Origin of the sequence: Streptomyces sp. NPDC050315, assembly GCF_040655775.1 — a bacterium.
Taxonomy (GTDB): Bacteria; Actinomycetota; Actinomycetes; order Streptomycetales; family Streptomycetaceae; genus Streptomyces.
The window spans coordinates 335,750-350,373 of the sequence record NZ_JBFAKN010000001.1; the positions used below are offsets into that span (position 1 = coordinate 335,750).

The 14,624-nt window shown below is 71.4% G+C and carries 11 protein-coding genes; 3 read left to right on the forward strand and 8 right to left on the reverse strand.

Annotated features, from left to right (window positions below; all coding sequences use genetic code 11):
* Positions 1-13 precede the first annotated feature (13 nt).
* The 7 genes from AB0I82_RS01575 to AB0I82_RS01605 all read right to left on the reverse strand — a co-directional run bounded on the left by AB0I82_RS01575 (position 14) and on the right by AB0I82_RS01605 (position 9,149).
* Positions 14-2,062: a bifunctional aldolase/short-chain dehydrogenase gene (locus AB0I82_RS01575; protein WP_363254994.1), complete on the reverse strand. Its 2,049-nt coding sequence runs from the start codon at positions 2,060-2,062 to the stop codon at positions 14-16.
* Positions 2,063-2,107: 45 nt separating this feature from the next.
* Positions 2,108-3,283, reverse strand: coding sequence for an L-rhamnose isomerase (rhaI, locus tag AB0I82_RS01580; protein ID WP_363254995.1), 1,176 nt, complete (start codon positions 3,281-3,283; stop codon positions 2,108-2,110).
* A gap of 171 nt (positions 3,284-3,454) precedes the next feature.
* Positions 3,455-3,991: a DNA starvation/stationary phase protection protein gene (locus AB0I82_RS01585; protein WP_363254996.1), complete on the reverse strand. Its 537-nt coding sequence runs from the start codon at positions 3,989-3,991 to the stop codon at positions 3,455-3,457.
* A gap of 251 nt (positions 3,992-4,242) precedes the next feature.
* The gene (locus AB0I82_RS01590; RefSeq protein ID WP_363254997.1) at positions 4,243-4,515 is read right to left on the reverse strand and encodes a chaplin; all 273 of its coding nucleotides are present in this window, start codon (positions 4,513-4,515) and stop codon (positions 4,243-4,245) included.
* Positions 4,516-4,649: 134 nt separating this feature from the next.
* Positions 4,650-6,161: an NAD-dependent succinate-semialdehyde dehydrogenase gene (locus AB0I82_RS01595; RefSeq protein ID WP_363254998.1), complete on the reverse strand. Its 1,512-nt coding sequence runs from the start codon at positions 6,159-6,161 to the stop codon at positions 4,650-4,652.
* A 114-nt stretch (positions 6,162-6,275) separates the two neighbouring features.
* Positions 6,276-7,547, reverse strand: coding sequence for an aspartate aminotransferase family protein (locus AB0I82_RS01600; protein ID WP_363254999.1), 1,272 nt, complete (start codon positions 7,545-7,547; stop codon positions 6,276-6,278).
* Positions 7,548-7,748: 201 nt separating this feature from the next.
* Complete coding sequence (locus AB0I82_RS01605) at positions 7,749-9,149, reverse strand: sugar porter family MFS transporter (RefSeq protein ID WP_363255000.1); 1,401 nt, start codon at positions 9,147-9,149, stop codon at positions 7,749-7,751.
* 348 nt (positions 9,150-9,497) lie between these two features.
* Here AB0I82_RS01605 and AB0I82_RS01610 point away from each other — a divergent pair, with 348 nt between their 5' ends.
* From AB0I82_RS01610 to AB0I82_RS01620, 3 genes are all read left to right on the forward strand, one after another.
* On the forward strand, positions 9,498-10,511 hold the full coding sequence (locus AB0I82_RS01610) for a LacI family DNA-binding transcriptional regulator (RefSeq protein WP_363255002.1): 1,014 nt from the start codon (positions 9,498-9,500) through the stop codon (positions 10,509-10,511).
* Positions 10,512-10,716: 205 nt separating this feature from the next.
* Positions 10,717-12,285, forward strand: coding sequence for a glycoside hydrolase family 32 protein (locus tag AB0I82_RS01615; RefSeq protein WP_363255004.1), 1,569 nt, complete (start codon positions 10,717-10,719; stop codon positions 12,283-12,285).
* A gap of 163 nt (positions 12,286-12,448) precedes the next feature.
* Entirely contained in the window at positions 12,449-13,411 is a 963-nt protein-coding gene (locus AB0I82_RS01620) for a threonine/serine dehydratase (RefSeq protein WP_363255005.1), read from the forward strand.
* A 24-nt stretch (positions 13,412-13,435) separates the two neighbouring features.
* Here AB0I82_RS01620 and AB0I82_RS01625 read toward each other — a convergent pair whose 3' ends face one another.
* Positions 13,436-14,620, reverse strand: a complete 1,185-nt coding sequence (locus AB0I82_RS01625) for a zinc-dependent alcohol dehydrogenase (protein WP_363255006.1) — start codon at positions 14,618-14,620, stop codon at positions 13,436-13,438.
* Positions 14,621-14,624: the final 4 nt, after the last annotated feature.

A 14,624-nucleotide genomic window follows, 5' to 3' on the forward strand; every position in this document is an offset into this window, starting at 1 on the left:
CGTCGCCTCCGCGTCAGCGCAGGAACGCGGCGGCCACGCCCGCGTCGACGGGTATGTGCAGCCCGGTGGTGTGCGTGAGGTCGCCGCCCGTCAGCGCGAACACCGCGTTCGCGACATGCTCCGGCAGTACCTCGCGCTTGAGGAGGGTCCGCTGGGCGTAGAACTCGCCGAGCTTCTCCTCCTCGATCCCGTACGTCGCCGCGCGCTGCGCGCCCCAGCCGCCCGCGAAGATGCCGGAGCCGCGCACCACGCCGTCGGGGTTGACGCCATTGACGCGAATGCCGTGCCCGCCCAGCTCGGCGGCGAGCAGCCGGACCTGGTGCGCCTGGTCGGCCTTGGTGGCGGAGTACGCGATGTTGTTGGGCCCCGCGAAGACGGCGTTCTTCGAGGCGATGTACACGATGTCGCCGCCCATGGCGCCCTGCTCGGTCATCACCCGGGCCGCCTCGCGGGAGACGAGGAAGGAGCCGCGGGCCATGATGTCGTGCTGCAGGTCCCAGTCCTTCGCGGTGGTCTCCAGCAGCGGCTTGGAGATCGAGATACCCGCGTTGTTGACGACCAGGTCGACGCCGCCGAAGGCGAGCACGGCGGCCCGGAAGACGGCGGCTATCTGCCCCTCGTCGGTGACATCGACCGGCACCGCGACGGCCTTGTCCGCGCCGCCCAGCTCCTCGGCCACCGCGGCCGCACTCTCCGCGTTCAGGTCGGCGACCACAACGCACGCGCCCTCGGCGGCCAGCCGGTGCGCAATCGCCTTCCCGATGCCCGAGCCCGCGCCGGTGACCAGCGCGATCCGGGTGGCCAGCGGCTTGGGCTTCGGCATCCGCCGCAGCTTGGCCTCCTCCAGTTCCCAGTACTCGATGCGGAACTTCTCCGACTCGGCGATCGGCGCATACGTCGACACCGCCTCGGCGCCGCGCATCACATTGATCGCGTTGAGGTAGAACTCGCCCGCCACTCGCGCGGTCTGCTTGTCCTTGCCGTAGCTGAACATGCCGACGCCGGGCACGAGCACGATCGCCGGGTCGGCGCCGCGCATCGGCGGGGAGTCGGGCCCGGCGTGCCGCGCGTAGTAGGCGCGGTACTCGCTCCGGTACTCCTCGTGCAGCTCCTTCAGCCGCGCGATCACCTCGTCCAGGGGCGCGGTCGGCGGCAGGTCCAGGACGAGCGGGCGGACCTTCGTACGGAGGAAGTGGTCGGGGCAGGAGGTGCCGAGCGCGGCGAGCCAGGGGTGTGCGGCGCGGGCGAGGAAGTCCAGTACCGGGTCGGTGTCGGTGAAGTGGCCGACCTGCGGCTTGTCCGTCGAGGCGAGGCCTCGGAGTACGGGCGCGAGCGCCGCGGCCCGCTCCCGGCGCGCGTCCTCGGGCAGCGCCTCGTACCCCTCGACGACCGGCCCGAAGGGCTCGTCCTTGCCCTGCTCGGCGAGGAACTTCTCCGCCGTACGGATCATCCACAGGGCGTTGCGCTCGCACTCCTCGGAGGTGGCGCCCCAGGCGGTGATGCCATGGCCGCCGAGAATGACGCCGACCGCCTGCGGGTTGGCTTCCTTGATCGCGGCGATGTCCAGGCCGAGCTGGAAGCCGGGGCGCCGCCACGGCACCCAGGCGACCTTCTCGCCGAAGCACGCGGCGGTCAGCTTCTCGCCGTCGGCGGCGCAGGCCAGCGCGATACCGGAGTCGGGGTGCAGGTGGTCGACGTGCGCGGCGTCCACCAGGCCGTGCATTGCGGTGTCGATCGACGGCGCGGCGCCGCCCTTGCCGTGCAGGCAGTAGTCGAACGCGGCGACCATCTCGTCCTCGCGCTCCACGCCCGGGTACACCTCGGTCAACGCACGCAGCCGGTCCAGCCGGAGCACGGCCAGCCCGGACTCCTGCAACGTGCCGAGGTCACCGCCGGAACCCTTGACCCACATCAACTCGGTGGGCCGACCGGTGACGGGGTCGGTGGCAACCCCCTTGGCGGAGGCGTTACCACCCGCGTAGTTGGTGTTACGGGGGTCGGCACCGAGCCGGTGAGAACGGCCGAGGAGGGCGGTGACTTCGGAGTGAGTGACGGAGGGCATGAGTTTCCTTCGTGAGTGACGGGGACGAGGGATGGATGGCGGGAGTTACGCTCCCCAGCCGGCTTGTTCGCCGCCCACCCGCTCCGCGACGATCCGGTCCTGCCAGCCGGAGGCGTGATACGCCGCGACCGGATCCGGGTGCAGCCCCATCTCCTCCCGCACCTCCGCGAGCAGCGGCCGCACATCCGTGGCGTACGCGTCCATAAGGACCGCATTCGCGGCCAGCACATCGCCGGAGCGCTGGGCGGCTTGCAGCGCCCCGATATCCACCAACAGCGCCTTGGCCGTCGCCTCCTGCACATTCATCACCGAGCGGATGACCGCCGGGATCTTCGCCTCGATGTTGTGGCACTGGTCGAGCATGAAGTTGACACCGTTCGCGGCCTCCAGCCCACCGTTCTTGATCACTTCATGCATGATCCGGAACAGCTGGAACGGGTCGGCCGCGCCCACCATCAGGTCGTCGTCCGCGTAGAAACGGGAGTTGAAGTCGAACGCGCCGAGCTTCTGCTCGCGCAGCAGGAAGGCGACGATGAACTCGATGTTGGTGCCCGGCGCGTGGTGCCCGGTGTCGACGACGACCTTCGCCTTCGGGCCGAGCTTCAGGCAGTGCGCGTACGACGTGCCCCAGTCCGGCACGTCGGTGGTGTAGAAGGCCGGCTCGAAGAACTTGTACTCCAGCAGCATCCGCTGGTCGTCCCCGAGCCGCCCGTACACCTCGGCCAGCGCCTCGGCCAGCCGGTCCTGACGGGCGGCGACGTCGTCCTGGCCGGGGTAGTTGGTGCCGTCGGCGAACCACAGCTTCAGGTCCCGGGAGCCGGTCGCGTCCATGATGTCGACGCAGGCGAGCAGGTGGTCGGTGGCCTTGCGGCGGACGGCCGGGTCGGGGTGGGTGACGGAGCCGAGCTTGTACGCCTCGTCCTGGAAGGTGTTGGAGTTGATCGCGCCGAGCTTCAGGCCCCGCTCCCCCGCGTACTCGGCGAGCTTCCCGTAGTCCTCGACGGTGTCCCACGGGATGTGCAGCGAGACCAGCGGAGCGACTCCCGTGAACTCGTGCACCTTCGCCGCGTCGTCCAGCTTCTCGTACGGGTCGCGGGGGACGCCGGGCTGCGCGAACACCTTGAAGCGGGTGCCGGAGTTTCCGTAGCCCCAGGACGGTGTCTCGATCGCCTGGGCCTTCAGGGCGGCTTTCACGGCGGACGGGTCGGGCGTGCTCGGCATCATTCACCTCGGCGGTCTGGCGCGGCGACTCGACTTTTGAATCGTTTCAGCGCTCGCCAAGCTAAGCCGTCGCGGACCGGACCGTCAAGGGTGCGTACGCAAGTTACGGCCATACGCAGCACCGTGCCCGGCAGACACATCGCCTGCCGGGCACGGTGAGTGAAAAACGATTCAGGGTTGCTGACGGGCCTGCTTCCCCGCCGCCCTCGCCGCATCCGTCTCGCTCGTCTGCCGGGCCGTGCTCAGCTTGCCGCCGGAGTTCTCCAGGTGCGCCCGGATGAACCACTGGAACAGCTCCAGGCTGCGCAGCTGCTCGATGAGCATGTCCTGGGTGATCGGGTCGGGCTCGTCGGTGGCGCGCACCGCCGCGCGGTGGTCCTCGATGACGCCCGTGTACACCACGTCCAGCGCGCCCAGGTGCTCGATCGACTCGGCGCGCCCGATGGCGTAGTCCTCCCAGGTGCGCTCGGCGACCATGACGCCGGGCGTACCGGCGGGCTCGCCGCCCAGCGTCGAGATGCGCTCCGCGGTGGTGTCGATCATGTCGCGTACGGCGTCGACCTGCGGGTCGAGCATTTCGTGCACGGCGATGAAGTGCGGGCCGACCACGTTCCAGTGGACGTGCTTGAGCGTGAGGGCGAGGTCGTTGAGCGCGTGCAGCCGCATCCGCAGCAGCTGGATGACCTCCGAACCCTCGGAGGTACTCATGCCCGGCACCGTATAGGTGAGCTGCGAGTCGGCTTTCGAGGCCACGGCACTGTCTCCTTCGACGGTCTGCTGCCGGCCCGGCGGGGCGCCGGTCGTCCGGGCCCGGCAGGCTGCCGGGCGTGCGCCAGAGGGGTACCACTGCCCGCAGCGCGGCAAACGCCCGCATTTCTCCCGATGTACGTGCCCCACGGCGCCCGCCGCCGAACCCGGGTGGGTCCGGCGGCGGGCGCGATGTGCGATGCGGCGACCGCTCAGCGGTTCTTCCAGTGGTGCTTGTGGTGCTTGTGGTGGCCGTCGTTCACGCAGGTGCCGTGCGCGGGGTTCAGCAGCCCGATGATGTTGATGCTGTTGCCGCACACGTTGACCGGGACGTGCACCGGCACCTGGATGACGTTGCCGGAGATGACGCCCGGGCTCTTGTGGGCCGAGCCTTCCGCTTCGGCGTCGGCGACGGCGGTGGCGGCGCCGCCGAGGACCGTCGCGGCGGCAAAGGCGGTCGCCACGAGGGCGGTACGGATGGACATGTTTTCTCCCATGAGGAGGTGGCTTGTTCACTGGGAACAATCACCGCCCGGGAGCCGTTCACCACCTGGCCAAAACCGGGACCGCCTGATTGCAGTAGCACATGAGACCGAACGGAGCAGCCCCGGCCAGCCGGTCAGCCCTGTCCCGCCGGAATGGCCAGGTACTTGATCTCCAGGAACTCCTCGATGCCGGCCCGGCCGCCCTCGCGGCCCAGCCCGGACTGTTTGATGCCGCCGAAGGGCGCGGCCGGGTTGGAGACCAGGCCGGTGTTGACGCCGACCATGCCGGTCTCCAGGCGTTCGCCGACCCGCAGCGCGCGGTCCAGGTTCTCGGTGAAGAGATAGCCGACCAGGCCCCATTCGGTGTCGTTCGCGGCGGCGACCGCCTCGTCCTCGTCGTCGAAGGTGAGGATCGCGGCGACCGGGCCGAAGATCTCGGTGGACATCAGCGCGGAGCCGGGGTGCACGTCGGTGAGGACGGTGGGCGGGTAGAAGTAGCCGGCGCCGTCCGGTGCCTCGCCGCCGATGAGGGCCTTGGCGCCGCGTTGTACGGCGTCCTGGACGAGGTCGGCGGCCTTGTTCCGGCCCGCCGCGTCGATCAGCGGGCCGACGTCGGTACCGTCCTGCGTACCGGGGCCGACGGTGAGCGCGCCCATCCGCTCGGCGAGCCGGTTGGCGAACTCCTCAGCGACGGAGCGGTGCACGAAGAAGCGGTTGGCGGCGGTGCATGCCTCGCCCATGTTCCGCATCTTGGCGACCATCGCGCCGTCCACCGCCTTGTCCAGGTCGGCGTCGGCGAAGACCAGGAACGGCGCGTTCCCGCCCAGCTCCATGGAGGTCCGTACGACGGTGTCGGCGCACTGGGCCAGGAGGATGCGGCCGACCTGGGTGGAGCCGGTGAAGGAGAGTTTGCGTACGTCGCCGCTGCGCAGCAGGGGCTCCACGACGCCGGCCGCGTCCGTGGTGGTGACGACGTTCAGGACGCCGGGCGGCAGGCCCGCCTCGGTCATGATGGCGGCCAGCGCCAGGCTGGAGAGCGGAGTCTGGGGCGCGGGCTTGAGGATCATCGTGCAGCCGGCCGCGACCGCCGGGCCGATCTTGCGGGTGCCCATCGCGAGGGGGAAGTTCCACGGGGTGATGAGCATGCAGGGGCCGACGGGCTGGCGCATCACCAGGACGCGGTTGGCGCCGTCGGGGGTGCGGGACATGCCGCCGTCGATGCGTACGGCCTCTTCGGAGAACCAGCGGAAGAACTCCGCCGCGTAGCCGACCTCGCCGCGCGCCTCGGCCAGTGGCTTGCCCATTTCCAGGGTCATCAGGAGGGCGAGGTCCTCCTTGCGTTCGATGATCAGCTCGTAGGCGCGGCGCAGGATCTCGCTGCGGGCGCGCGGCGCGGTGGCCGCCCAGTCCGGCTGCGCGGCGACCGCTGCGTCCAGGGCGCGCCGGCCGTCCTCGGGCGCGGCGTCGGCGACCTGGCACAGCTCGCGGCCGGTGGCGGGGTCGTCCACGGGCAGCGTGCGGCCGCCGGCCGCGTCCTGCCACCCGCCGTCGATGAAGAGCTGCTTGGGGACGGTGTCGATGACGCGAATGCCGGAGCGCGGTGCGTCCGGGGAGCCCGACGGCTGGGTGCTGGTGGTCGTGGTCATGAGCGGTGCCTCCCGGCGGGTCGGTACGCGGAGCGGGCGGGGGTACGGACGGCCGGTCCCCGGTGGGAAAGGGGACCGGCCGTCCGGTGGCGGGGGACGCCTCAACGGTCGGCGTCAGCGGTCGGCGCAGCCCGCCTGGACGGCGGCGGACCAGGCCCGCAGCCCCTCGTCGATCTGCTGCTCGGTCACGATCAGCGGCGGGATCAGCCGTACGACGTTGCCCCAGGGACCGCACGTCAGGAGCAGCAGCCCCTCCTCGACGGCGGCCTGCTGGACGCGCCCCGCGGTCTTCGGGTCCGGCTCCCCGTCCTCGGTGGTGAACTCGTTCGCCAGCATGAGGCCGAGCCCTCGCACGTCACCGATGGCGGGCGTCTTCGCGGCGACGTCCTCCAGGCCGGAGCGCAGCCGGGCGCCCATCGCCTCGGCGTTGCCGACCAACCCCTCGTCCTCGACCACGTCGAGGGTGGCGAGGGCCGCGGCGCAGGCGACCGCGTTGCCGCCGTACGTACCGCCCTGCGAGCCGGGCCGGGCCTTGGACATGATCTCGTCGGAGGCGGCGATACCGGACAGCGGGAAGCCGCTGGCCAGGCCCTTGGCGGTGATGACGATGTCGGGCCGGACGCCGAAGTGGTCGTGGCCCCAGAAGCGGCCGGTGCGCCCGACGCCGGTCTGCACCTCGTCCAGGATCAGCAGGATGCCGTGCCGGTCGGCACGCTCCCGCAGGCCCTGGAGATAGGCGCTGTTGGCGGGGACGTAGCCGCCCTCGCCGAGCACCGGCTCCACCATGATCGCGGCGGTGTCGTCGGGGGCGGTGACGGTCTGCAGGAGGTGGTCGAACTCGCGCAGCGCGAAGCGGGTGGTGGCCTCCTCGTCCCAGCCGTAGTGCCGGCCGTAGTAGTACGCGTTCGGGAAGGGCGCGACGTGCACGCCGCTCATCAGCGGGCCGAAGCCCGTACGGACCTTCGTACCGGAGGTGGTGAGGGAGGCGGCGGCGACCGTGCGGCCGTGGAAGCCGCCCTGACAGACGACGATGTTGGGCCGCCCCGTGGCCTGCCGGGCGAGCCGCATCGCGGCCTCCACGGCCTCGCTCCCGGAGTTGGCGAAGAAGAGGCTGTCCAGCCCTTGGGGCAGTACGTCGCCGAGTCGTGCGACCAGCTTCTGGAGCGGCTGGTGCATGACGGTCGTGTACTGGCCGTGGATCAGGGTGGCCACCTGTTCCTGGGCGGCGGCGACCACGCGCGGGTGGCAGTGGCCCGTGCTGGTGACGCCGATGCCGGCGGTGAAGTCCAGATAGCGGCGGCCGTCCGTACCGAAGAGGTGGACGCCCTCGCCGCGCTCGGCGACGACGGGTGTGGCCTGGCGCAGATGCTCGGAAAGGTGGCTCATACGACAGCTCTCTCCCACGGCGTTGAAGCGGTGCGGATGGATGGTGGAGTCTGTGCCCGGCCCCTGACGGGATCAACCACAGGCTCCTACTCACCTTGTGGGAGAGGAGTGGGGAGGGTCAACGACCAACGGGTTCGCCGCGCGCGGCGATTGTGGGCGATGGGCCCGCAGTCGCCGCGCCCGGCGATGTGATCAAGCCGGTCAGGCCCTTGCCCGGTCGCCGCGCAGGGAGGCCGAGATGTCCTCCAGGCTGCGGCCCTTGGTCTCGGGGAGCTTGCGGTAGAGGTAGCCGACGCCGAGGAGGCCGAAGAGGGCGTAGAGCCAGAAGAGGCCGGTCGGGGTGAGGGCCTGGATGGTGGTCAGTACGGTGAGCGAGATGGCGAAGTCCAGGCCCCAGTGCGTGACGTTGCCGAAGGAGGACGCCTTGCCGCGCGCCGCGGTCGGGAAGATCTCGCTGTTGATCAGCCAGATCGCCAGGCCCAGGCTGGGCGCGAAGGCACCGATGTACAGGCAGAGCCCGGCGACCAGCAGGCCGCTGCTGGCGGGCTGGCCGTCGCCGAAGAGGTAGAGCGCGCCGAGCAGGACGAGGGCGAGGACGACGACGCCGGTGCCGCCGAGCAGCAGCGGGCGGCGGCCGACCTTGTCGACGAGGAGCAGCGCGACGCCGGTGAGGACCATGTTGACCAGGCCGATGCCGAGCGAGGAGAGGATCGCGGCGGAGCTGGCGAAGCCGGCCTGCTGGAGCATGGTGGGCGCGTAGTAGATCACCGCGTTGACGCCGACGAGCTGATTGGTCGCGGCGACCACCACGCCGAGGATGACCGCGGGGCGCATGGCGGGGCGCAGCAGATCGCGGTAGCCGATCTTGGACTCCTGGGCGGCCAGCGTCTCGATCTCGCGGACCTCGCGCTCGGCCTCTTCGGCGGTACGAGTGCGGCGCAGGACCGCGCGCGCCTCGTCGGGGCGGCCGTGGGTGAGCAGCCAGCGCGGGCTCTCCGAGAGCCGGAAGACGCCGACGAGCATCAGCAGGGACGGTGCGGCGCCGATGCCGAGCATCCAGCGCCAGCCCTGCGCCACGTCGTCGAAGGCGTAGCCGACGAGGTAGGAGACGAAGATGCCGACGGTGATCATCAGCTGGTTGAGCGAGACCAGCTTGCCGCGGCTCTCCTTGGGCGCGATCTCGGCGATGTAGGCGGGCACGGCGAGCGAGGCGGTGCCGATGGCGAGGCCGAGGACGAAGCGGGCGGCGATCAGTACGTCGTCGTCCGGCGCGACGGCGCAGCCCAGGGCGCCGACGGTGAAGATGCCGGCGGCGGTGAGCAGCGTGCGGCGGCGGCCCACGGCGTCGGTGACCGCGCCGCTGATCAGCACGCCGACGATCGCGCCGAGCAGCAGGGACGCCACGGTGACCTGCTGCATGCCGGCGCTGAGGTGGAATTCGGGCGTGATGTGGAGGAGCGCCGAGGAGATGATCCCGGTGTCGTAGCCGAAGAGGAAGCCGCCGAGCGCGGCGACGGCGGAAGCCCCGATGACCGCGGCACGTCCGCGCGTACGCGGCGGTGCGCCCGATTCGGGTGGCAGGACGGTGTCGGTGCGGGCCAAGGCAGCTCTCCTTCGGGTGGGCTGACGTGGGGTCAGCTGATACCGGTTGCGCTCCGCCGTGCCCCGGTCCGGTCGTCCGACGGACCGGGGCGAGCGGTGCTCCCGCCGCCTCGTCCGTCGGCGGGACGGGCGGCGGGAGCCGGTGCCGCGTCGCACGGCAGCCGGAGGGGGCGGTCACGGAGCCTCGGCACGCGACGCTGAGTGCCGGGGCTTCCGGTCGGGATGCGACCGCCCGGTACGGCATCGTGACCTGTCGAACGATTTCGCGCAAGCGCTTGCGCAAGCGCTTTTCTCGGCGGCCGCCTCACGTACGATCGCGGGGACAGGCAGCTCGCGGAGGAGGCACGCATGGCGACCATGGCCGACGTGGCACGTCAGGCCGGGGTCTCGGTCTCGACCGTGTCCCATGTGATCAACGGGACCCGGTTCGTGAAGGAGGAGACCCGCGACCAGGTCCACGCCGCCATGCGCAACACCGGCTACATCCCCAACACCATCGCCCGCTCGCTGGTGACCTCCAGCACCAAGACCCTCGGCCTCGCGGTCTCCGCGGTCACCAATTTCCACTTCGCGGACATGGTCTCGGCGATCGACGCCACCGCGCGCGCCGCGGGCTACACGCTGCTGATAGCCGACACCCACGACGACCCCGCCGAAGAGCTGCGGGTCGTACAGAATCTCCACCAGCGCCGCGTCGACGGCCTGCTGCTGGCGACCGCGGCCGGCGCCCGGGGCGCGGCGCTGCGGTACCTCACCGACACCGGCCTGCCCACGGTCCTCATCGACCGCTGCGCCTCCCCCGCCTTCGACCAGATCGGCACGGCGAACGTGGAGTCCACCGCCCGCCTCGTCGACCACCTCGCCGACCTCGGGCACACCCGGATCGGCATGGTCGCCGGGCGGCGCGGCGTCAAGACGAGCTCGGAGCGGGTGCGCGGCTGGCAGCGCGGCATGAAGCGGCAGGGCCTGGACCCGGCGAAGGAGCTGGTGGTCTCCGGGCACAGCCACGCGTACATGGCGCAGCAGGTCACCGAGCGGCTGCTGCGCGGCAAGGACGCGCCGACCGCGTTGGTGGTCGGCAACAACCACATGACGCTCGGCGTGCTGCGGGCGCTGTCCCGGCTGGGCCTGAAGGCGCCGCAGGACATCGCCCTGAGCGTCTTCGACGACTTCGAGTGGGCGGATCTGCTGCAGCCGCAGCTCACCGCCATCGCCCAGCCGGTCGAGGAGATCGGCGCCAAGTCCGTACGGATGCTGATCGACCGGCTCGCGGACCCGGGCGGCGCGAAGCGGACCGTGCTGCTGGAGCCGACGCTGGTCCACCGGACGTCCTGCGGGTGTCCCGCGGAACCGGTGCGCTGACCCCACCTGCCGACCGCACCTCTGGACATTCCCGAGTACGGCCTTCTACAGTCTGCCGCGGTCGCCATGTCGGCGGCGGCCGCGCAACAACGCACCACCCCAGCCGTCCGGTTCGTCGGGAGCCGTGGACGCGCGGGACTCACCCGCCCTTTCCCTGCCCCGCACGCAGGCCAGTTGGCCGCGCTGCCCTACCGGAGGCACTCGCATGCCCGACACCCCGCACCGCCACCCCGCCCGCCGCACCGTTCTCGCCGGTGCGCTCGCCCTCGCCGGTACCGGCGCGCTGAGCGCCTGGTCCACCGGCCCGGCGACGGCGGCCGCGCTCCGCGCGTACGACGAGCCGTACCGCCCGCAGGTGCACTTCTCCCCCGCCAAGAACTGGATGAACGACCCCAACGGGCTGCTGCATCACAACGGGAAGTACCACCTCTTCTTCCAGTACAACCCGTCCGGTGCGACCTGGGGCAACATGTCCTGGGGCCACGCCGTCTCCACCGACCTGCTGCACTGGGAGGAGCAGCCGGTCGCCATTCCGCACAACGACGAGGAGATGGTCTTCTCCGGCAGCGCCGTCTTCGACCGTGACAACACCAGCGGCCTGGGCACCGCGGCGAATCCCCCGCTCGTCGCGATCTACACCAGCATGGTCAAGGCGACCGGCAGACAGCGGCAGTCGCTCGCCTACAGCACGGACGACGGCGCGACCTGGACGCGGTACGCGGGCAATCCCGTCCTCGACATCGGCTCGGACAACTTCCGTGATCCCAAGGTCTTCTGGCATGAGCCGACCGCCCGTTGGGTGATGGTCATCGCGCTCTCCGCGGAACACCGCATCAGCGTCTACACCTCGCCCGACCTCAAGTCCTGGACGCACCGCAGCGACTTCGGGCCGAGCGCGGCGACCGGCGGCGTGTGGGAGTGCCCGGACCTCTTCGAGCTGCCGGTGGGCGACGACCCGGGACGCCGCAAGTGGGTACTGATCGTCAACCTCAACCCCGGTGGCCCGGCGGGCGGTTCGGCCGGACAGTACTTCACCGGCGACTTCGACGGCACCCGCTTCACCGCCGACCCGCACGACGCGCCGCGCTGGCTGGATCACGGCGCCGACGCGTACGCGGGCGTGACGTACAACGACGCACCGGGCGGCCGCCGCATCATGACCGCCTGGATGAACAACTGGCTGTACGGCGAGAAGATCCCCACCAGCCCGTGGCGCAGCGCGATGGGTTTCCCCCGCGAACTGGGCCTGCGGGCCGCGCCGGACGGCGGTGCCACGCTCGTCCAGCAGCCGGTCGCCGAGCTGGCCACGCTGCGCCGCACCCCGGCGCTGCGGATCGCCGGCCGCCGGGTCCGCGCGGGCGCCACCCGGCTGCTGCGGGACGTCGGCCAGACGTACGAGATCGAGGCGGTGCTGCGGCCGGACGGAGCGCGGCGTTGTGGCCTGGAGGTGCGGACCGGGGGCGGGCACCGGACGCGGATCGGTTATGACTCCGGCGGCGAGCTGTACGTGGACCGCACGGCGTCCGGTGATGTCGGCTTCGCCGCGGAGTTCCCCGCCGTGCACCGCGCCCCGTTCGCACTCACCGACGGCGTGTTGCGGCTGCGGCTGATCGTGGACCGCTCGTCGGTGGAGGTGTACACGGGCGACGGCACGGTGTGTCTGACCGACCAGATCTTCCCCGGTCCGGACGCCACGGGACTGGGCACCTTCGCCGAGGAGGGCGGGATGCGCGTCGAGCGGCTCACGGTGTGGCCGCTGCGGTCCGCCTGGTAAGGAGTCCGCGCGGAGAGCCGGACACCCGGCGGGTACCGGCCGGTACTCGCCGGGTGTCCGGACGTCGGTGGCCGTCCGGTCGGGAGTTGTAGGGTCGGAGCCCTGTCGCCCCGCATCGCAGCAGGTGGCAGCGGAGTGAACGCCGACGGAGAGGGAGGGTGCCGTGATCGGCATCGCGGACATCGAGGCAGTGGCCGACCGGATCGCCGAGTACGTCGTGCGGACTCCGACGGTGTCCAGTCCCGGCCTCACCGCGCTGCTCGGGGCGCCCGTCACGGCCAAGCTGGAACTGCTGCAGCGGACCGGCTCCTTCAAGGCGCGCGGGGCGACGGCCAAGCTGCTGTCGCTGAGCGAGGCGGACCGGGCCGCGGGCGTGGTGGCGGTGAGCGGCGGCAACCACGGGATCGGGCTGGCCGTGATGGCCGGGGCGCTGGGGCTGAAGGCGACCGTGGTGATGCCGCGCTCCGCGCCCGAGCGGGCCGTCGCGATCGCCACGGCGGCCGGCGCTTCCGTACAGCTCACCGAGGACATGGAGAGCGCGTTCAAGCTGGTCACGGAGCTGGAGGCGGACGGCCTGACGCTGGTGCACCCGTTCGACGACCCGGTGGTGGTGGCCGCTCAGGGCACCGTCGGCCTGGAGCTCGCGGAGGACGCGGGCGAGCTGACGGACGTGCTGGTCAGCATCGGGGGCGGCGGACTGATCGCGGGCGTCGCCGCGGCGCTGCGCGCGCGCCGCCCCGGGGTACGCGTCTGGGGCGTGGAGACCGAAGGGGCACAGGCCATGTCCGAGGCGCTCGCCGCGGGCGGCCCGGTGCCCGTCGAGCTGTCCTCGATCGTGTCCACGCTGAGCGCCCCGGCCGCCTCCCAGCTCACGTACGACCATGTCGCGGAGCTGGTGCACGAGGTGCTGGTGGTGCCGGACCGGGAGGCGGTGCGGGGCGTGCTGGACCTCGCGGAGCACGCGAAGGTGTGGGCCGAGCCGGCCGCCGGCTGTCTGCTGCCGGCGGCCCGTCAGGTGGTCGAGCGGGTCGGGGACGAGGCCCGGATCGGGTTGGTGCTGTGCGGCGGGAACGCCGCGACCGGGGACATCATGCGCTGGGCCGGAAAGTTCGGCCTGCTGGACTGACGCCCGGAACATGCACGGTGGCGCTCACGGCTGCAGCAGCGTCTTGACCATGCCGTCCCGCTTGGCCTGGAAGGTGGCGTACGCCTCGGGGCCCTCCTCCAGCGGGATCCGGTGGGTGGCGAAGTCCTCGACGCCGAGGACGTCCGCGTCGTCGAGGAGCGGCAGGATGTCGTCCACCCAGCGGCGGACGTTGGCCTGCCCCATCCGGATCTGGAGCTGCTTGTCGAACATGGTCAGCATCGGCAGCGGGTCGACGTTGCCGCCGTAGACGCCGGAGATGGAGAGGGTGCCGCCCCTGCGGACCGCGTCGATCGCGGTGTTCAGGGCGGCGAGCGGGTCCACCCCGGCGCGTTCGGTGATCTTCTCGGCCACCGCGCTCGGCAGCAGCCCGACGGCCTGCTGGGCGAGTTTCGCGCCGGGCGTGCCGTGCGCCTCCATGCCGACCGCCTCGATGACGGCGTCGGTGCCCCGGCCGTCGGTGAGCCGGCGGATCTCGTCGGCGGTGTGCTTGCCGAACTCATTGAGGTCCAGGGTGTGCACGCCGCGCTCCCGCGCCCGCGCGAGGCGGTCCGGTACCAGGTCCACACCGATGACCCGCGAGGCGCCGCGGTGCAGCGCGATCCGGCAGGCCATGTCGCCGATCGGACCGAGGCCGAGGACCGTGACGGTGCCGCCGGTCGGGATGTCCGCGTACTCCACCGCCTGCCACGCGGTGGGCAGCACGTCGGAGAGGTAGACGAAGCGGTCGTCCGGCGGCCCGTGCGGGACCTTGATCGGCAGCTGGTCGGCGAAGGGGACGCGCAGGAACTCGGCCTGCCCGCCCGGCACTTGGCCGTACAGCTTGGTGTACCCGAAGAGCGAGCCACCCTTGCCGCGCTCGCGGTTCTGGGTGGTCTCGCACTGCGAGTGCAGGCCCTGGGAGCACATCCAGCAGGTGCCGCAGGAGACATTGAAGGGCACGACGACCCGGTCCCCCGGCTTGAGTGTGGTGACCTCGGAGCCGATCTCCTCGACGACGCCCATCGGTTCGTGGCCGAGGATGTCACCGGGCTCCAGGAAGGGGCCGAGTACTTCGTACAGATGCAGGTCCGAGCCGCAGATGCCGGTGGAGGTGATCTTCACCAGCACATCGGTCGGATCCTGGATCTTCGGGTCGGGGACGGTGTCGATCCGTACGTCCCGCTTCCCGTGCCAGGTGAGGGCGCGCATCGCT